Consider the following 18,332-nt stretch of genomic DNA (forward strand, 5'->3'; position numbering starts at 1 on the left):
CTTGATGATGCGAACAACTGTTGCAAGCCTACTCAGTACCCTGACAACGACAGTAACCTTACGGTATTGTTCGGTCGTATTCCGCGCTGAGCGAACCGATAACGCGCGGCACAGCCGCAGCAATTGCCGAGGCTGTAAGGGGGCCACCGTCGCAATCCGCCGACGCCAGGGCCCCTGCCCTGCCGTGGATGCCCGCCGCTACGGCCGCCACAGCAGCCCAGCGGTCCGCAGCGTCCAGGCCCAGGCCGGCATACGCGCCGTCGTCGCCGCCTATCTCTTCAGCGGCCTGAGCCAGCAACGCTCCCAGCACTCCGGCCAGGACATCGCCGCTGCCGGCGGTCGCCATCCAGGGGATGCCCTCCGACTGGCTGAAAACAATTCCCGACGGCGACGCCACAAGTGTCGTGGCACCCTTCAGGAGCACTGTGGCTCCGGTTTGTTGGGCCGCCTGGCGTACGAAGTGCAGGGGCCGGGATTCGACGTCGGCCCGGGTCACCGCAACTTCGCCCGTGGACGGCAGCGAATCCAGCAAGGACGCGAGTTCGCCGGCGTGCGGGGTAAGGATCCATTGGGGCGGGCAACGGTCCGGGAGGAGGCTCAGCGCCCCGGCATCGACCACTACCGGAAGGTCATGGCCCAGGGCCGCCTCCACGGCAGCCCCTGCACGGCCCAATTGCTCTTCTCCGTCGACGCCCGGACCCACTACCCATGCCTGGACCCGGCCCGGATCCTTGTCCTCCCACAAGGCCTCCGGGGTCCGGGAGAGAACCATTCGCGCCGCGGAACCGGGGCCGACGTAGCGCACCATGCCCACCCCGGCGAGGGCTGCGGCGTGCACACCCAGGACAGCGGCGCCGGCAAAACGGGACGAGCCTGCAACAATTCCCAGGACACCGCGGGAGTATTTATGTGACCTCCGGCCGGGGCGGGGCAGCAAGGCGCCAAGGTCCGGGTCGGTTAGGCGGCGCAACTCCGGCGCCTGGTCCTGAAGCGCGGCCTCGATGCCGATCTGCACCAGTTCGACCCGCCCCGCGCAGCCCTCACCCGGATCGGTCAGGAGCCCTGCCTTGACACCACCGAACGTGACCGTTACATCGGCATCCAGCACGGGCCAGTGGACCTCCCCGGTGCCTGCATCCAGCCCGCTTGGGACGTCACAGGCGACAACCAGCCGTGGTCCGAGTTCCTGCAGCGCGGCAATCAGCTCGGCCGGGGCTTCGCGCAATCCCCCGCGGGCGCCGGTACCCAGCAGAGCATCGATGATCACGTCCTCACCGGCACACAGAACCGCGAGCTCTTCGGCATTTGAAGGACCGAGCTGCAAAACCCGCCCACCTGCGGCGAGAAGAGCAGCCAATGCTTCCGCGTGGACGGAATCGCCAGCGAGTACCGCCGTCGCACGCATTCCGCGTCGGGCGAGATACGCGGCAGCATAGAGGCCATCGCCGCCGTTATTGCCTTTGCCGGCGAGAACCGTGACGCATGCACCGGCCAACCGGCGTTTTTTCTTCAGCTCACGGATCACGGCCTGGGCGAGGCCGTACGCTGCCCGTTGCATAAGAACAGCGCCCTCACCGGAGTCCAGGAGCGGCTGTTCCGCGTCCCTGATCTGTTGTCCGGTGAAGGCGCTGATCATTGTTAAGTGTCCGTCTAGCCCTCAGCGAGGACGGTTGCCGTGGCGATGCCGCCGTCGTGGCTCATCGACAGGTGCCAACGCTTGACGCCCTTGGCCTCAGCGACGGCAAGCACAGTTCCCTTGACCTGGATGGTTGGACCATTCTGGTCAAGGCCGATCCAGCAATCCTGCCAGTTCATGCCTGCCGGTGCGCCCAGGACCTTGGCCACTGCTTCCTTGGCTGCGAAACGGGCAGCCAGGGACCGTGTGTTGAGTTCACGCTCGGCGGGCACAAACAGGCGATCCCTCAGCCCGGGAGTCCGTTCAAGCTGCCGGCCAAACCGCTCAATGTCTACGACGTCTACGCCAATGCCAACAATCATGCCGTTATTCTACGGTCACGCTCTTGGCGAGGTTACGCGGCTGATCGACGTCGTATCCCTTCGCTCCGGCCAGTTCGGCAGCAAAGATCTGCAACGGAACCGTGGTGAGCAGCGGCATGAGCAGCGTGGGCGTCTCCGGTACGTAGAAGACATGCTCTGCGTAGTCCTTGACCGACTCGTCGCCCTCTTCGGCGATGACCAGGGTGCGTGCACCACGTGCGCGGACTTCCTGGATGTTGCTGACCACCTTGGAGTGCAGGGAGTCACGGCCACGCGGGGACGGCACGACGACGAAGACCGGCTGGCCGTCGTCGATCAGGGCGATCGGCCCGTGCTTGAGCTCGCCGGCGGCGAAGCCTTCTGCGTGGATGTAGGCGATTTCCTTGAGCTTCAGGGCGCCTTCGAGGGCAACCGGGTAGCCAACGTGACGGCCGAGGAACAGCACGGACTTTTCGTCCTTCATGCTGCGGGCCAGCTCGCGCAGCGGTCCTGCGTTGTCCAGGATTGTCTGGATCTTGGCCGGGATCTTGTTCAGGTCGGCGAGGACATCCTTGATCTGGCCGGAGAAGATGTTGCCGCGCAGCTGGGCCAGGTAGAGGCCCAGGAGGTAGGCAGCCGTGATCTGCGCAAGGAACGCCTTGGTGGAGGCGACAGCGATTTCCGGACCGGCGTGCGTGTAGAGCACGGCGTCGGACTCGCGCGGAATGGTGGAACCGTTGGTGTTGCAGATCGAGATCGTCTTGGCACCCTGTTCCCGGGCGTAACGGACGGCCATGAGGGTGTCCATGGTTTCGCCGGACTGGCTGATGGAAACCACCAGGGTGTTGGAGTCCACGATCGGGTCACGGTAACGGAACTCGTGGGCGAGCTCCACCTCGGTGGGGATGCGGCACCAGTTCTCGATGGCGTACTTGGCCACCAGGCCCGCATAGGCTGCCGTACCGCAGGCGAGGACGATGATCTTGTCCACCTGCTTGAGGAGCTCGGGATCGATACGGAGTTCGTCCAGCGTCAGCTTGCCGTTGAGGTCGGAGCGTCCCAGGAGGGTCTGTGCCACAGCGTCGGGCTGGTCGTTGATTTCCTTCTCCATGAAGGAGCTGAAGCCACCCTTTTCAGCCGAAGCCGGGTCCCAGTCAACGTGGTATTCCTTGCCTTCAGCCGGTGCACCGAAGAAGTCGGTGATCTCAACGCTGTCCGCGGTGATGGTGACGATCTGGTCCTGGCCCAGTTCCACAGCGCGGCGCGTGTAGTCAATGAAGCCGGAGACGTCGGAGCCGAGGAAGTTCTCGCCATCGCCCAATCCCACGACCAGGGGAGAGTTACGGCGGGCAGCAACAACTACGTCCGGCTGGTCAGCGTGCACTGCCAAGAGCGTGAAAGCACCCTCGAGCCGCTGGCAGGCGAGGCGCATCGCTTCGGTGAGGTTGCCGCCGTCGCCGTTGAGCTGGTTCCGGAAGATGTCTCCCAGAAGTGCCGCAGCGACCTCGGTGTCCGTTTCGGACTCGAACGTGACGCCCTTGGCGAGCAGTTCCTGACGGAGCTCGGCGAAGTTCTCGATGATTCCGTTGTGAATGACAGCCAACCTCCCACCGTCGGAAAGGTGCGGGTGGGCGTTGCGGTCGGTGGGGCCGCCGTGCGTGGCCCACCGGGTGTGGCCAATGCCTGTCAGGGACTTGGGAACGGGATGCGCTTCCAGTTCCTCGATCAAGTTGCTCAGCTTGCCGGACTTTTTACGGGATGAGATGGCCCCATCAGCCACTACTGCGACGCCGGCGGAGTCATAGCCGCGGTACTCCAGACGGCGCAGCCCTTCCACCACGACGTCAAGGGCGCTGTAACCAGCTGCCTCGCGAGACGAATTGCCAACATAGCCTACGATTCCACACATGGGTACAAGCCTAACGGCTAACGCAAACAACTGATGTGGGACATCCCATTTCATGGGGTCCCTGGCGACCTTTACGGCACCCATAATTCATCCCCCAGCCATCGCGCATTTCCTGATCAGCCGCGCGGAGGGCAGAATCATGATCGTGACTTTGCAACGCACCGAAGCTAATGGCGACGGCGCTTCCCCGTTTGTCGAGCTGGACCGCCAGACCTGGTCCAGGCTTGCAGCACAGATGGAGCAGCCCCTCAACGAAGAGGACATCTTCCGTCTGCGCGGGCTCGGCGATCCCCTGGACATGAAGGAAGTCCGGGAGGTCTACCTCCCCCTCTCAAGGCTCCTTCACCTCTACGTCCAGGCATCCCACCAGCTTCACGCCGCAACCACCACCTTCCTTGGTGAGCAAACCCAGCGCACGCCATTCGTGATCGGCGTGGCCGGTTCCGTGGCAGTAGGCAAGTCCACCATCGCCCGCGTTCTCCGCGAGATGCTGCGCCGCTGGCCAGGAACGCCGAACGTGGAGCTCATCACGACGGACGGCTTCCTCTACCCCCTGGCCGAGCTCAAACGCCGGCACCTGCTCGAGCGCAAGGGCTTTCCGGAGTCCTACGACCGGCGGGGGCTCCTTCGCTTCGTTTCGGAGGTCAAAGGCGGCGCAGAGGAAGTCCGGGCGCCCTGGTACTCGCACGTTACCTACGACATCGTGCCGGGCAAGGAAGTCGTTGTGCGCCGCCCCGATGTCCTGATCGTCGAGGGTTTGAATGTGCTGGCACCGGCACGGCCCCGCATGGACGGTAAACAGGGCCTGGCCGTCAGCGACTTCTTCGATTTCTCCATTTACGTCGACGCCAAGACCTCGTACATCGAGGAATGGTACGTGGACCGCTTCCGGAAGCTGCGCAGTACGGCTTTCGCCCAGCCCGAGTCATACTTCCACCGTTACGCCACATTGTCGGACGACGACGCCGAGTCCACCGCCCGGGGTATCTGGAAGCGCATCAACGAGCCCAACCTCAAGGAAAACGTGCTGCCGACACGTGGTCGGGCACAGTTGGTGCTCACCAAGGATGCAGACCACTCCATCAGGCGCATGCTGCTGAGGAAGGTCTAGTTGCCGAACGAAATCACACCGATGCCCAGCCGCCGGGCTTTCGCCGGGCTGCTCACAGTCAGTGCCGGCCTCGCCGCCCTGACGGCGTGCACGCCACAGGACGGGGCTCCCTCCCCTGCTGCCGCCAGCATGCCGGCCCAGACCGACGTGGCGGCTCCTGCACCTGCTTCAAGCGCCGCTGCCGCAACGCCGACGCCGTCCGCCACAGCAGAGCCCACCGCAGCCACCAGCCCGGGCCCGGCCCCTTCCAGCACCATCAAGACCCAGCACTCCCTGACGGATCCGACCAGCCCCTGGGTGATCGTCAACAAGCACAGGCCGCTGAATCCTCAGGACTTCGTGCCGGCCGACTTGGTGCAGCCGGCCATCCGGCTCGCCGTCAGCGGCGAAGCGGCCCTTTTGAACAGCACGACGGCGGCTGCCGCAGAGAGGATGTTCGGGGCAGCGGCATCGGAGGGCGTCATCATGACGCTGGCTTCGGGCTACCGTTCCTACACAACGCAGGTGTCCACCTACAACGGATATGTTGCCAGCACAGGGCAGGCCGCAGCCGATCGCGCCTCCGCGCGGCCCGGACACTCCGAACACCAGACAGGCTGGTCATTCGATATCGGCGACGGAGGCGGAGCCTGCAGCTTCCAGCCATGCTTCGCCGAGCAGCCTGCAGCGGTCTGGGCCAAAGCCAATGCGCGCAAGTTCGGATTCGTCGTCAGGTACCCCTGGATGTTCCACGACACCACAGGCTACTTCTACGAATCCTGGCACCTCCGGTACATCGGAGTGGATGCCGCGGTGGACATGGCCACACGCGGCATCACGACTCTCGAAGAGTACTTCGGGCTTGAAGCTGCTCCGGACTACCTGTAGCCCGGTTCTTAGACAGCCAGTTCGCTGGAGGCGCCCAGGCGCTCCTTGACCACGGCAGCGAGCTCGGTGCAGATGCGCTCGGCCGTTTCCATGTCCGCCGCTTCCACCATGACGCGGACCAGGGCCTCGGTGCCTGAAGGGCGGAGGAGCACCCTGCCGGTCTCACCGAGTTCGAGCTCGGCTGCAGCCACTGCCGCGGCAACGCCTTCGTCAGTGGCGGCACGCGCCTTGTCGACACCCTTGACGTTGATCATGAGCTGCGGAAGCTTGGTCATCGCACCGGCAAGGTCCTGGAGCGTGCGGCCGGTGAGGGCCACTTGGGCTGCCAGCTGCAGTCCGGTCAGGACGCCGTCGCCTGTGGTTGCGTAATCGGAGAAGATCACATGGCCGGACTGTTCGCCGCCAAGGTTGTAACCGCCGTCGCGCATTTCTTCAAGCACGTAGCGGTCGCCGACGCCGGTCTCCCGGATGGTGATGCCGGCATCACGAAGGGCGATCTTCAGCCCGAGGTTGCTCATGACCGTGGCAACCAGGATGTCATCCTTGAGTTTGCCGGCCTTCTTGAGTGCCAGCGCCAGGATCGCCATGATCTGGTCACCGTCCACTTCGTTGCCTTCGTGGTCGACGGCCAGGCAGCGGTCCGCGTCGCCGTCGTGCGCCACGCCAAGGTCTGCGCCGTGCTTGACCACGGCTTCCTTCAACGGACCCAGGTGGGTTGAACCTACGCCTTCGTTGATGTTCAGCCCGTCAGGCTCTGCTCCGATGACCACCACGTCCGCGCCGGCGTCCTTGAATACCTGGGGTGAGCATCCGCTCGCGGCACCGTGGGCGCAGTCAAGCACCACCTTCAGGCCGTCCAGGCGCTTCGGGAGCGTGCCGAGCAGGTGCACGATGTACCGGTCTTCCGCGTCCGAGAAGCGCTGGATGCGTCCGACGTCGGCGCCTACGGGCCGCTGCGGCTCTTTGCCAAGCTGCGCTTCGATGGCGTCCTCGACGTCGTCGGGAAGCTTTTGGCCGCCCCGGGCGAAGAACTTGATTCCGTTGTCCGGCGCAGGGTTGTGGGAAGCGGACAGCATGACGCCGAAGTCGGCGTCGAGATCTGCCACCAGGTAGGCCGCGGCCGGGGTGGGGAGGACACCAGCGTCGTAAACGTCGATACCGGAGCTGGAAAGCCCGGCCTCCACGGCGGCGGCGAGGAATTCACCGCTGGCCCTGGGGTCCCTGGCTACCACGGCGCGGGGCCGCTTTCCGTCTGTCGCGCGGTCGTGGCCGAGTACGACGGCGGCCGCTTGCGCGAGCTGCATAGCCAGTTCAGCGGTGAGTAATCCGTTCGCGAGACCGCGCACGCCATCTGTTCCAAATAATCTAGACATCGGGTCAAGTTTAGACGACGCCACGGCACCACCTGTTCATCGGGCCACCGGAGCGCCTTGACCCGGTCCACGCGCGTGCGCAGTGACGGCAGCGTTAGACGACGGAAGCCCGTCCCACCGAAACGGCGGAACGGGCTTCCGATACCCCTGTAATGGGGTGAGGCGAATTAACGCTTGGAGTACTGCTGGGCCTTGCGTGCCTTCTTGAGACCAGCCTTCTTGCGCTCGATGACGCGGGCGTCACGGCTCAAGTAACCGGCCTTCTTCAGGGTGGCGCGGTTGTTGTCGACGTCGATCTCGTTCAGCGAGCGGGCAACACCGAGACGCAGGGCACCGGCCTGGCCGGAGATGCCACCGCCGTGGATACGGGCGATGACGTCGTAGGCGCCTTCGAGATCAAGGATCTTGAAGGGCTCGTTGACGTCCTGCTGGTGCAGCTTGTTCGGGAAGTAGTTGTCCAGCGTGCGGCCGTTGATGGTCCACTTGCCGGAACCCGGAACAACGCGAACGCGTGCAACGGCTTCCTTGCGGCGGCCAACAGCTGCGCCGGCAACGGTCAGTGCCGGGCGCTCCTTCTTGGGAGCATCTTCAGCAGCGGCGCTGCTTTCAGAGGTGTAGCTGGTGAGGGTTTCCTCAGCCTCGACGGCTTCGGCGGTCAGTTCTTCGTTCTGAGCCACGGTTCTCCTTGTAATAAAAAGTTTAGTTGGTGGCCAGGACTACTGGGCGACCTGGGTGATTTCGAAAGTCTTCGGCTGCTGTGCAGCGTGGGGGTGCTCGGGGCCTGCGTAGACCTTGAGCTTGCCCAGCTGCTGAGCTGCGAGGGAGTTCTTGGGGAGCATGCCCTTGATGGCCTTCTCAACAGCGCGAACCGGGTTGGATTCCAACAGCTCGGCGTAGTTGACGGAGGTCAGGCCGCCCGGGTAACCGGAGTGGCGGTATGCGCGCTTCTGCTCCAGCTTGGCGCCGGTGAGGGCAACCTTTTCAGCGTTGATGATGATGACGAAGTCGCCCATGTCCATGTGGGACGCAAAGGTCGGCTTGTGCTTTCCGCGCAGCAGTGTTGCGGTCTGGCTGGCAAGACGACCAAGGACAACGTCGGTGGCGTCAATGACGTGCCACTGGCGGTTGATATCGCCGGGCTTCGGGGTGTACGTACGCACGGTTTTGCCTCGTTCTTGTTCTGGCGTTCATGTTTTAGGCGACACGCAGTGAGGCGTGTACCTACTATGTATGCGCTACCGGAGCAGAGGTGAGGGCTCTATGTACCAGTTATCCCAGGATCTCGAAATGCCCATGGAGTTAGCGATCCTGCAACTGGATCCCCCTGTAGGCATGTGTCATCGAGATAGGACACGCACAACGACTCTAAACAATACCTTCAACGGGGCGCCCGGGTCAAAATGGGGTGAGCACGCAGGGGTGAACCTGTGTTAATGAGGGAGTGCACGTGACTGACGGACTTGCCATGCCGCTTCTGCTGGCTCTCGCCGGCCTCCTTCTGAGTCCGGCGGCCGAGTTGCTGATCGCGCGGACGCTGCCGCGACTCGGCGGCCTCCCCTCCCTGAAGATACGGATCACGACGGCGGTGGTCACCGCGCTGCTCTTCGCTCTGCTTGCGTGGCGGTTTGGATTGGTGGCCGAATTGCCGGCTTTTCTTTTCCTGGCCCTTATTGGGGTGCAACTTTCACGTATTGATTTCACACTCCGTTTGCTGCCGAATCCGCTTGTTCTGCTCTTGTTGGGCGGGGGCTTGGCACTTCTTTTGGCGTCCGCCGCACTCACTGCAGGGTGGCCCGTGCTGCTTCGCGCCCTTGCTGGAGGGCTCATACTCTTCCTTGGCTACCTGATCCTGGGACTTATTTCGCCGGGAAGCCTCGGAATGGGCGATGTGAAGCTCGCAGCGCCCCTTGGAATGTACTTAGGCTACTTGGGTTGGCAGCAAGTACTCTTTGGCGGACTTCTGGGATTCATCGTGGGCGGCGTGCTCACAGTGCTCATGCTGCGCCTGCGTTCGGCGAAAAAGCCCGCAGAAACAGCCCACGGGCCCGCGATGGTCATCGCTACCCTGGGCATCATCCTCGCCCTGAACTGATCCTGGGTTAGTACGCCCTTACCTCGCCTACAGGACGTTCTCCAAGGCATAAGGCTCCTGCCGCAACCAAGTAGTTTCCGGCTGTCCGCGCGCCGGAACTGAGTACTTCGCCCCCATGCCCCCATCCGGCAAGTATTGGCAGCCCGAATAAATCGAGTACGGCTACGCATTGTGGCTTTTGGTGCGAGTGGGCAATTCTTGTGTCATCAAATTCGAACGGATAATAAGCACAGACCCTTCGGATTTCGAGCAATCAGTACGCCTCAGTAATATCCAATCAATTTTCCAAAACATATTCATTTCTGGGAAGGATTTTCCAATGTCTGCTTTCATGATCAACACCATTGCTTTCATCGCCGGCGTCAAGGACCGCTTCACCAAGGAAGAGAAGGGCGCGACGATGGTTGAATACGGCCTGATGGTCGCGGCAATCGCAGTCGTGGTCGGTGCTGCCGCCGTGATTCTCGGCGGTGAGGTCGCCACTCTCTTCGGTGGCCTCCTCTAGCTCGACACCGTGGCGCGGTTGGTCGCGGCTGCCATCTGGCAACCACGACCAACCCGTTGCTTTAAGAGCACACTCTGTTGGGATCTGGGACCGGGAGATGGACGTGAAATCCAAGACGAATGAGCGTGGCGCAGCAGCCGTGGAATTGGCCATCATCCTTCCACTATTGCTGCTGATCCTGTTCGGCATCATCGAGTTTGGACGTGCCTACAATGTCCAGGTTTCGCTGACGCAGGCCGCGCGTGAAGGAGCCCGTTATGCAGCGGTGCACTATCAGGACGGCAGTTTGAACGTTTCCGGAGCGGCACTATCTGCGGCGCCGGCATTGGATGGCCTGGGAGTGACCGTCACCAACGATGCTTCAAGTTGCGCTCCGGGGTCCAGCGTAAAAGTCACCACCAGCGTTACCCTGCCATCGATGACCGGTTTCCTGGATGGAATTGGCCTCTTTCCTCTCAACCTGTCGGGAGTGGCGGTGATGAGATGCGGTGGCTGAGCAACGCCGGGCAGCGCATCCTTCAGACTGGCAGGCGTGAAGGCGATGAACGCGGCGCGTCCTCGGTCATCGTCGCAGTCCTCATGGTGGTTCTTCTGGGATTTGCTGCTTTGGCAGTGGACGTCGGGGCGATCTATGCGGAGAAGGCGCAACTGCAGAACGGTGCCGATGCTGCGGCACTGGCCATCGCAACCGACTGTGCTGGAGGCAGCTGTGGAAGCAGCACTTCCACAGGAAATCAGTTCGCCAACAGCAATGCCAACGACAACACCAGCGGCGCTGTCGTCACCTTTCCCGCTGCCACCACCGTCCGGGTCGTGACCAACGCGAGGGACACTGCCGGGCAAAACAGCCTCTCGCTGTTCTTCGCACAGTCCATGGGCTTCGACACTGCTTCGGTTGACGCTTCCGCCGAAGCCTCGTGGGGAGCTCCGTCGTCAGCGACGACCCTCCCCTGGACCGTCAGCGAGTGCGTGTTCAAGAAGTACCTATCGCCCGCCCAACTTGCCTCGCTGAACTCAACCGGCACGTTCTCAGGCGATCCTGTTCCCACCCACGTCACCCTTCGCTACGACACCAACGCACCCGCTGTGGGTGGGTGCGTAGCGCAAAATGGCTACCAGCCTGGCGGTTTTGGCTGGCTGGAGACCACTTCGGCATGTTCAACAGACATCAACATCGGCGCTGTGGTGCAGGGCCAGCCCGGCAACCATTTTCCCAATGCCGCCACCTGTAACACCGTGCTTGCGCACATTATGGATGAACCCGCACTAATCCCGCTTTTCAAGACGGCAGCGCAAAACGGCAACAAGACCAAATACACCCTCATTGGTTTCGCAGCGTTCCAGGTGACCGGGTACAAGTTCGACGGGGGCCAGAAGCTGGACCCCGCAGCGCCCAGCTGTAACAACAACTGCAGGGCCCTACAGGGATTTTTCTCCCGTTTCGTGTCACTCGAAGAAGGTTCACAAGTCTCCGGTGGCATTCCCAACTATGGAGCGTCGGTGGTCACGCTCACCAAATAGGCACTCGATGAGCGCCTCGCCACCAATCTCACGAGAACTCGAAGGGAGTTACAAAGTGAAAACACGCCTACTGGGAGGCATTGCCGCATTGCTGTTGGCAGTCACAGGCATCGTTCTACTGGTCACCTACGTACAGGGAGCAGACAAACGGGCACAGCAAGGGCTTGATCCCGTCAGTGTACTTGTCGTCAAGGAACGCATTCCTGCCGGCACCAAGGCAGAGGACATCCAGTCCAAGCTCAAAACCGAAACTTTGCCTCAGTCCGCGGTGGCACCGGGAACCATCAACACCCTCACCGATCAAAAAGGAAAGGTGACCTCGGCTGACCTTCAGCCGGGTGAACAGCTTCTGGGGGTCAAGCTGGTCAGCCCCAAAGAGCTGGTCCCGGGAACTGTTCCGGTACCGGAGGGTTTGCAGGAAGCCACTTTTGTCCTTGCCCCTGAGCGCATGCTCGGAGGGCGGGTCGAGGCCGGCGACACTGTGACGGTCTTCGCATCGTTCAAACTCGACGATGCTGTACCGGCAGGAGCCAACGTGCCGGCCGGTTTGACCGGATGGAAGGATTTCACTGAGCTCCTGTACCACGACGTTCTGGTCACGGCGGTCCAGCAGGCTGCCCCCGATGCCGAAAAGTCGGCCGGAAGTGAAAAGGCCGTAGCGCTTCCCAATGGGTCGGCATACGTCACCGTGGCACTAAGCGACGCCAACGCAGCCAAGATGGTCTTTGGCGCAGAATTTGGCACCCTCTGGCTCTCCAAGCAGACAGAGAAAACCGTCAAGAGCGATCCACCAACAACCACGTTCGGAGGGCTGGTCCAATGAGCCGCTTCGTAGCCATCACTGCAGTACGCGATTTCGAGACCCGTGTGCGCCAGGCAATCACTGGGGCCCTGCACGGTGACCTTCAAACATTGTCACCCGCAGTCCTCCAAACCGGCACCGACGAAATCTTCAAGCAACTCACAGGGGCACCTCCCGAGGTCATGATTCTCGGCCCAGGAGTCAATCCCGACGACGCCTTCAAACTGGCCACTGTGCTCGACCTTCAGTACCCGGAAATCAGCCTTCTCATGGTTGCCGACCCGACTGCCGACGTTGTGCTCAAAGCAATGCACGCAGGTGTCAGGGATGTTGTAGCACCTGAGGCAGACGTGAACGAGCTCCGGGTACTTCTGGAGCGCGCGTGCTTGGCCGCAGCAAGCCGGCGGCGAGGAATGCAGCCCGCCGCCGAATCCGGGCAGGAGCGGGGACGGATCATTGCGGTGATGTCACCGAAGGGCGGAGTTGGCAAGACCACTGTTGCCACCAACCTGGCCATCGGGCTGGGAAACATCGCACCAATGAGCGTGGTGATCGTGGATCTGGACCTGCAGTTCGGGGACGTCGCTTCAGGTCTGCTGCTTGAACCGGAGCACTCCATCACTGAAGCTGTGCATGGAGCGGCGGCACAGGACTCCATGGTCCTTAAAGCGTTTTTGACCGTCCACCCGGCCGGGATCTATGCCCTCTGCGCACCCCAGAGGCCTTCCGACTCGGACTACATCACTGCCGAACACGTCACCCGCCTGCTCAACCAGCTGGCCACGGAGTTCAAGTATGTCGTTGTGGATACTGCACCGGGCCTCGGCGAACACTGCCTGGCAACCCTGGAGTTGGCCACCGACGGCGTCTGGGTCTGCGGGATGGATGTGCCGAGCATCAGGGGCCTGCGGAAGTGTTTCAGCGTCCTGAAAGAACTCCAGCTTCTGCCACAGGGCCGGCACACCGTGCTGAACTTTGCGGACCGAAAGAGTGGACTCTCTGTCCAGGATGTCGAAGCCACCATCGGAGTCCCTGTGGATACTGTCATACCGCGATCCAGGACGCTCCCTTATTCAACCAATCGCGGTATTCCAGTGCTGCAGGGAACGGCGAGGGATTCGGCTCTAAAAGGGCTGAAGAAGCTGGTCCAGCGCTTCGACCCCCGCCTGGAATCCACTCCCCAGAACAAGCTGCACCGGAGGGTGGTTGTGTCATGAAACTCTCAGAGAGGCTTTCGAAAAACAATCCGCTTTCCACCCTTGCCCCGGGTGATTCGCAGCCGCCGGCAGTGGTCGACGGGGCCGACTGGGCCGCCCGCCCTTCGACCTCGACTCCGATGTTGGGTGGTGCCCCAACGGCCCCGGCCGTGGATGCATTGGCGGGACTCAAGAAACGTGCCGCAGCTTCCCTTTTTGAACGCATAGGAAGCCGCTTGGGCGACACTTCATCTTCGGAAGAAGACCTCCGCTCCTTCGCTGTGGAGGAACTTTCAGCGGTCATCGACGACGAGCAAGTACCCCTTACGCCAGAGGAACGGCGTCGACTCATCCGGGAGATCTCCGACGAAGTGATGGGTTACGGCCCTCTTCAGAGGCTGTTGGAAGACCCCTCCGTGACGGAAGTCATGGTGAACAGGTTCGACCAGATCTACGTGGAGCGTCACGGTCATCTGGCTCTCACTGAACTCCAGTTCAGCTCGGATGATCATCTACGGAAGGTAATCGAACGAATCGTCTCCAAGGTAGGACGCCGCATCGATGAATCTTCGCCGTTGGTGGACGCCAGGCTGGAAGACGGATCCCGTGTCAACGCGATCATCCCTCCACTGGCGGTCAACGGACCCTCCCTGACCATCAGGAAATTCAGCCATGTTCCGTTGACTGTTCGCAACCTGATCGACTGGGGATCGATGAGCCCGGAGATGGCAGAGCTGCTGAGTGCGTGCGTCCGGGCCCGGCTCAATGTCATCGTCTCTGGTGGCACAGGCACCGGCAAGACCACACTGCTCAACGTGCTGTCATCCTTCATCCCCGAATCTGACCGCATCGTCACGATCGAGGACGCGGTCGAACTGCAGCTGCAGCAGCGACACGTGGTCCGGTTGGAGAGCCGGCCACCGAACATCGAAGGCAAGGGTGCCATAACCATTCGGGACCTGGTTCGGAACTCCCTTCGCATGCGTCCGGACCGGATCATCGTGGGCGAGGTTCGCGGCGGTGAGTCTTTGGACATGCTGCAGGCCATGAACACCGGCCATGATGGATCGCTATCCACCGTGCATGCGAACTCTCCCCGCGACGCGATCGCCCGCCTGGAGACGCTGGTGCTCATGGCCGGAATGGATCTTCCGCTCCGGGCGATCCGCGAACAAGCTTCATCGGCAGTGGATCTCATTGTTCAGGTCACACGCCTGCGCGATGGAAGTCGCCGTATTACCCACGTCACTGAGGTGCAGGGCATGGAAGGAGACGTCGTGACTTTGCAGGATGTCTTCCTCTTCGACTACTCAGCCGGTTTGGACCCTCAAGGCCGGTTCTTGGGCAAGGCCATCCCGACGGGCATTCGTCCTCGTTTCCTGGACCGGTTCGCTGAACTTGGGATCCAGGTATCGCCCGCGGCCTTCGGCGTCGCCCCAATGCCTACAGGGAGGCGGTAACCGTGGAATCACCAGGACTGTTTATCCTCGCCGTCACGCTATGTGTAGTTGCACTCCTCATTCTGGTCGTGATTGTCCTGAAACCACGCCGCGACAGTATTCCCCTCGAGCGGCGGCGCCTGGAAACTCCAAACGACAGTTCAGCCGTAGGCCTTGTCTCCGAGACCGCCGTACGCTTCATGGACACTGCCTTGGGACGCTCGGGCGGACCGTTCAATCGGGAGGTTCTTTACCTCGCCGGAGTCAAACAGGCTCCGGCAGACTTCATGGTCATGGTTGTTGCCTGTGCAGTAGTGACAGCAGTCCTGGGCAGCCTTGTCGTCAACGTCTTCGTGGGTATCCTCCTGGCACTATCGGTACCGTTCCTGGCGAAATTCGTGCTGGTTACCAAAACGCAGAAACGTCGCGCCAAGTTCGAGGGACAACTGACCGACACCATCCAGATGTTGATCGGGGGCCTGCGAGTGGGGCACGGCATCATGAGGTCCATGCAGGCCGCGGGCCAGGAATCCCAGGCTCCGACATCAGAGGAGCTAAGCCGGATCGTCAACGAAGTAAGAGTCGGCAAAGACGCACGCCAGGCGATAGAGGACTGCGCTGCGCGGATGGACAGCGAAGATTTCCGTTGGATTGGCCAAGCCATCCAGATCAACCGTGAAGTGGGCGGTGACCTTGCCGAGGTTCTGGAGCAAGTTGAAGGAACCATCCGTGAACGCAGCGAGATCAAGGGGCACGTGCGTGCTTTGAGCGCTGAAGGAAAGATGTCAGCCGTGGTTCTGATGATCCTCCCTGTGGCAGTAGGGATCTTGATGTCAGCACTAAACCCCGGGTACCTGAAAGTCTTCACCGGCCACCCCCTTGGGATTGCCCTGATAGTTCTCAGCGTGATCCTGTTCGCCGTCGGAGGCTTCTGGATGAGCCGCACCGTGAAGATCAAGTTCTAGGAGAGAAAGCTCATGACTCCCTCTGCATGGCTGATTATCGCCCTTATCGTTCTTCCACTGGCCTATTTTGCCTGGTCATTGCTCAGCATTGACCGGAAGGGCATCGTTGCCATTCAGGACAACCTCGGTTCCGGCTTCACTCAAAGTGGCGGTGCGAGTCTTCGGCGCCCGCCGCTCCTTCTGGGTGTTGCCAGGAAGCTGACTCCTGGAAGCTACGAGGCCAAGCTGGATCACTGGCTTGCCCTGGCTGGGCGCCCGATGTCGATGCCCCTGCCTAAGCTCATGTCTCTAAAGCCGGCCCTGGCACTGGCCGGAGCAGTCGGCGGCGTCTTCCTGTTCCTCCTCAGCCCCGGTCCAGGAATGGTCGGTCTTGGCCTCTTCCTGACCATCTTTCTGTACTTCCTCCCCGATCTCTTGATTTACAACACAGGGATCAAACGGCAGGAGGCCATCAAACTTGAGTTCCCGAACACCCTCGATCAAATGCTGATTTCGGTCGAGGCCGGCCTCGGGTTCGAATCGGCCATGGAACGGGCGTCCGTACAAGGGGCCGGTCCCCTGGCCCAGGAGCTGATGCGCACTCTGCAAGACATCCAGGTGGGACGCCCACGGCAGGAGTCCTATGATGCCCTGGCCGAACGATGCGCCGTCCCGGACATCCGTAGCTTCGTCCTTGCAGTGATCCAAGCCGACAAATACGGGATCGGCATCGCCAACGTACTTCGAGCACAGGCCAAGAAGGCACGCGTCAGGCGACGGCAGAGCGCCGAAGAGCGGGCGATGAAGCTACCCGTCAAGGTGCTCTTCCCCTTGCTCTTCTGCATCTTCCCGGTGCTGTTCATAGTCCTTCTGGGTCCCGCGGCCATCAGGATCATCCAGGCATTTGGCTGATTATGTCCTGCGGGAAATAGACCGGCACTTCGCGGATCCCAGACCACGGAGTGCCACAACGGCCCCCTTCCGGTACCCAGAGCCGGGAGGGGGTCCTCCAACGTCCGGGCCGGGCGAGGACAGGAAGCCTACTCCCGCCGGGCCCGCGTCAATTCAGCCCTGGCGAGCAGCTCGCTGTCCGACGGGTAGGCCACTTCTTCGAGGACCAACGGATGAGGCGCGGCGAGCACCGACTTGGCATCGCGTCGGCGCTCCAACAGCCGCGAGTGCAGCCATTCAGGAGTTTCCAGCCCCTCCCCCACCCGCAGAGCCGAACCAACCAACGAACGCACCATGTTGTGGCAGAAAGCGTCAGCCTGAACGGTAGCCACGATGACGCCGTCGCTTCCGCGATCAAACGAGAACTTCTGCAGCTCACGGATGGTGGTGGCACCTTCCCGGGGTTTGCAGTAGGAACGAAAATCCTGGAGCCCCAACAAGGACCGGGAACCCTGGTTCATCAAGGCAACATCCAAGGGCGCCTTGTGCCACAGCGTGATCCCACGGAGCACCGGGTCCCATCTCCCCGGACCGTCGGCAATCCGGTAACTGTACCTGCGCCACAACGCCGAGAAGCGCGCATCGAAACCCTCCGGCGCCAGACCGGCGTCGTGCACTTCCACTGCACCGGTGAGGTCGCCGAGGATACGGCTCAAGGCTCCGCGGAGGCGACGCAAAAGGGCGACGGCGGGATCAAGTTCGTGGCCACGCGGCAGTGAGAGCCACTCGGCTTCGGTGACATCGAGATGTACTACCTGGCCGCGGGCGTGGACGCCGGCATCGGTGCGGCCGGCAACAGTAACGCGGACGGGTCGTTGCAACAACAGCGCCAGTGCTTCTTCCAAAGAACCCTGCACGGTACGCAGCCCCGGCTGCAATGCCCAGCCGCTGAACGGGCCGCCGTCGTAGGAAAGATCCAGCCGGACACGCAAAAACCCGCCGCCCCCCATAACGGGGGCAGCGGGTTTTCGTTCGTTCATAGACTTAAGTCTACTGTGAAGAATTCAGTGAATTACTTCTTGTCCTCAGCGGCCGGAGCCTCTTCGGTTTCAGCAGCTTCAGCTTCCGGAGCCTCTTCGGTCTCAGCAACTTCAGCGGCAGGAGCCTCTTCAGACTCAGCAGCTTCGGTTTCGACGGCTTCGGTCTCTACGACCTCTTCCTCGGCAGCCGGAGCAGCCTTGGCAGCAGCAGCGGTTGCTTCAGCAACAACGGCCTGCTTCGGGGAAACCGGCTCGAGAACGAGCTCGATGACAGCCATGGGAGCGTTGTCGCCCTTGCGGTTGCCGATCTTGGTGATGCGGGTGTAGCCACCATCGCGGTTGGCAACGGCGCCGGCGATGTCGGTGAACAGCTCGTGGACAACGCCCTTGTCGCTGATCAGGCCGAGAACGCGGCGGCGGGAAGCGAGGTCGCCACGCTTGGCGAAGGTGACCAGACGCTCTGCGTACGGCTTGAGGCGCTTGGCCTTGGTGACCGTGGTGGTGATGCGCTTGTGCTCAAACAGAGCAGCTGCCAGGTTCGCGAGCATCAGACGCTCGTGAGCCGGGCCGCCTCCGAGGCGCGGACCCTTAGTGGGGGTAGGCATAGTTATTTCTCCTGTTGTGTAAGCCGGTCAGGTCCATTGCTGGACCCGGCGGCCAAGATC

Annotated in this window: 19 protein-coding genes; 11 read left to right on the forward strand and 8 right to left on the reverse strand. The window is 62.0% G+C overall.

Features of this window, described 5'->3' with window-relative positions:
- Positions 1 to 58: 58 nt before the first annotated feature.
- The 3 genes from PV760_RS00485 to glmS are packed head-to-tail and all read right to left on the reverse strand — an operon-like array spanning position 59 to position 3,886.
- Complete coding sequence (locus PV760_RS00485; protein ID WP_354626912.1) at positions 59 to 1,636, reverse strand: NAD(P)H-hydrate dehydratase; 1,578 nt, start codon at positions 1,634 to 1,636, stop codon at positions 59 to 61.
- 14 nt (positions 1,637 to 1,650) lie between these two features.
- On the reverse strand, positions 1,651 to 1,998 hold the full coding sequence (locus PV760_RS00490) for a holo-ACP synthase (protein WP_018776647.1): 348 nt from the start codon (positions 1,996 to 1,998) through the stop codon (positions 1,651 to 1,653).
- 4 nt (positions 1,999 to 2,002) lie between these two features.
- Positions 2,003 to 3,886 (reverse strand): glutamine--fructose-6-phosphate transaminase (isomerizing), encoded by a 1,884-nt coding sequence (gene glmS, locus PV760_RS00495; protein WP_018776648.1) that lies wholly within the window; start codon positions 3,884 to 3,886, stop codon positions 2,003 to 2,005.
- A gap of 139 nt (positions 3,887 to 4,025) precedes the next feature.
- Here glmS and coaA point away from each other — a divergent pair, with 139 nt between their 5' ends.
- Together coaA and PV760_RS00505 are read left to right on the forward strand one after the other, a co-directional pair.
- Positions 4,026 to 4,997 carry a type I pantothenate kinase gene (coaA, locus tag PV760_RS00500; protein ID WP_018776649.1) on the forward strand — a complete coding sequence of 324 codons (972 nt, stop codon included), beginning with the start codon at positions 4,026 to 4,028 and terminating at the stop codon, positions 4,995 to 4,997.
- Positions 4,998 to 5,864 (forward strand): M15 family metallopeptidase, encoded by an 867-nt coding sequence (locus PV760_RS00505; RefSeq protein WP_502921413.1) that lies wholly within the window; start codon positions 4,998 to 5,000, stop codon positions 5,862 to 5,864.
- 8 nt (positions 5,865 to 5,872) lie between these two features.
- Here PV760_RS00505 and glmM read toward each other — a convergent pair whose 3' ends face one another.
- The 3 genes from glmM to rplM form a co-directional block, all read right to left on the reverse strand.
- Positions 5,873 to 7,237: a phosphoglucosamine mutase gene (gene glmM, locus PV760_RS00510; RefSeq protein ID WP_026266997.1), complete on the reverse strand. Its 1,365-nt coding sequence runs from the start codon at positions 7,235 to 7,237 to the stop codon at positions 5,873 to 5,875.
- Between the two features lie 167 nt (positions 7,238 to 7,404).
- Entirely contained in the window at positions 7,405 to 7,914 is a 510-nt protein-coding gene (rpsI, locus tag PV760_RS00515) for a 30S ribosomal protein S9 (protein ID WP_018776652.1), read from the reverse strand.
- A gap of 39 nt (positions 7,915 to 7,953) precedes the next feature.
- On the reverse strand, positions 7,954 to 8,397 hold the full coding sequence (gene rplM, locus PV760_RS00520) for a 50S ribosomal protein L13 (protein ID WP_011775554.1): 444 nt from the start codon (positions 8,395 to 8,397) through the stop codon (positions 7,954 to 7,956).
- A 305-nt stretch (positions 8,398 to 8,702) separates the two neighbouring features.
- Here rplM and PV760_RS00525 point away from each other — a divergent pair, with 305 nt between their 5' ends.
- The 9 genes from PV760_RS00525 (at position 8,703) to PV760_RS00565 (ending at position 16,648) form a co-directional block, all read left to right on the forward strand.
- Positions 8,703 to 9,329 (forward strand): prepilin peptidase, encoded by a 627-nt coding sequence (locus PV760_RS00525; RefSeq protein ID WP_502921416.1) that lies wholly within the window; start codon positions 8,703 to 8,705, stop codon positions 9,327 to 9,329.
- Positions 9,330 to 9,648: 319 nt separating this feature from the next.
- Entirely contained in the window at positions 9,649 to 9,834 is a 186-nt protein-coding gene (locus PV760_RS00530; protein ID WP_110503837.1) for a Flp family type IVb pilin, read from the forward strand.
- Positions 9,835 to 9,931: 97 nt separating this feature from the next.
- Complete coding sequence (locus tag PV760_RS00535; protein ID WP_354626913.1) at positions 9,932 to 10,330, forward strand: TadE/TadG family type IV pilus assembly protein; 399 nt, start codon at positions 9,932 to 9,934, stop codon at positions 10,328 to 10,330.
- On the forward strand, positions 10,318 to 11,355 hold the full coding sequence (locus PV760_RS00540) for a pilus assembly protein TadG-related protein (protein WP_110503836.1): 1,038 nt from the start codon (positions 10,318 to 10,320) through the stop codon (positions 11,353 to 11,355). The genes PV760_RS00535 and PV760_RS00540 overlap by 13 nt, the downstream gene beginning before the upstream one ends.
- A 55-nt stretch (positions 11,356 to 11,410) precedes the next feature.
- Entirely contained in the window at positions 11,411 to 12,178 is a 768-nt protein-coding gene (gene cpaB / locus PV760_RS00545; RefSeq protein ID WP_079580725.1) for a Flp pilus assembly protein CpaB, read from the forward strand.
- Complete coding sequence (locus PV760_RS00550) at positions 12,175 to 13,374, forward strand: CpaE/TadZ family protein (protein ID WP_079580727.1); 1,200 nt, start codon at positions 12,175 to 12,177, stop codon at positions 13,372 to 13,374. The genes cpaB and PV760_RS00550 overlap by 4 nt, the downstream gene beginning before the upstream one ends.
- A 119-nt stretch (positions 13,375 to 13,493) precedes the next feature.
- A complete protein-coding gene (locus PV760_RS00555) occupies positions 13,494 to 14,813 on the forward strand; it encodes a TadA family conjugal transfer-associated ATPase (protein WP_227453729.1) in 1,320 nt (439 codons plus the stop codon).
- Positions 14,814 to 14,815: 2 nt separating this feature from the next.
- Positions 14,816 to 15,757 carry a type II secretion system F family protein gene (locus PV760_RS00560; RefSeq protein ID WP_079580731.1) on the forward strand — a complete coding sequence of 314 codons (942 nt, stop codon included), beginning with the start codon at positions 14,816 to 14,818 and terminating at the stop codon, positions 15,755 to 15,757.
- 12 nt (positions 15,758 to 15,769) lie between these two features.
- Positions 15,770 to 16,648: a type II secretion system F family protein gene (locus PV760_RS00565; RefSeq protein WP_079580733.1), complete on the forward strand. Its 879-nt coding sequence runs from the start codon at positions 15,770 to 15,772 to the stop codon at positions 16,646 to 16,648.
- A gap of 128 nt (positions 16,649 to 16,776) precedes the next feature.
- On the opposite strand, the gene PV760_RS00570 is transcribed toward PV760_RS00565, so the two are convergent.
- A complete protein-coding gene (locus tag PV760_RS00570) occupies positions 16,777 to 17,667 on the reverse strand; it encodes a tRNA pseudouridine synthase A (RefSeq protein WP_227453537.1) in 891 nt (296 codons plus the stop codon).
- A gap of 32 nt (positions 17,668 to 17,699) precedes the next feature.
- Positions 17,700 to 18,272 carry a 50S ribosomal protein L17 gene (gene rplQ, locus PV760_RS00575; RefSeq protein WP_026267001.1) on the reverse strand — a complete coding sequence of 191 codons (573 nt, stop codon included), beginning with the start codon at positions 18,270 to 18,272 and terminating at the stop codon, positions 17,700 to 17,702.
- Positions 18,273 to 18,332: the final 60 nt, after the last annotated feature.

Source organism: Paenarthrobacter sp. CC6, assembly GCF_040560085.1.
GTDB lineage: Bacteria > Actinomycetota > Actinomycetes > Actinomycetales > Micrococcaceae > Arthrobacter > Arthrobacter nicotinovorans.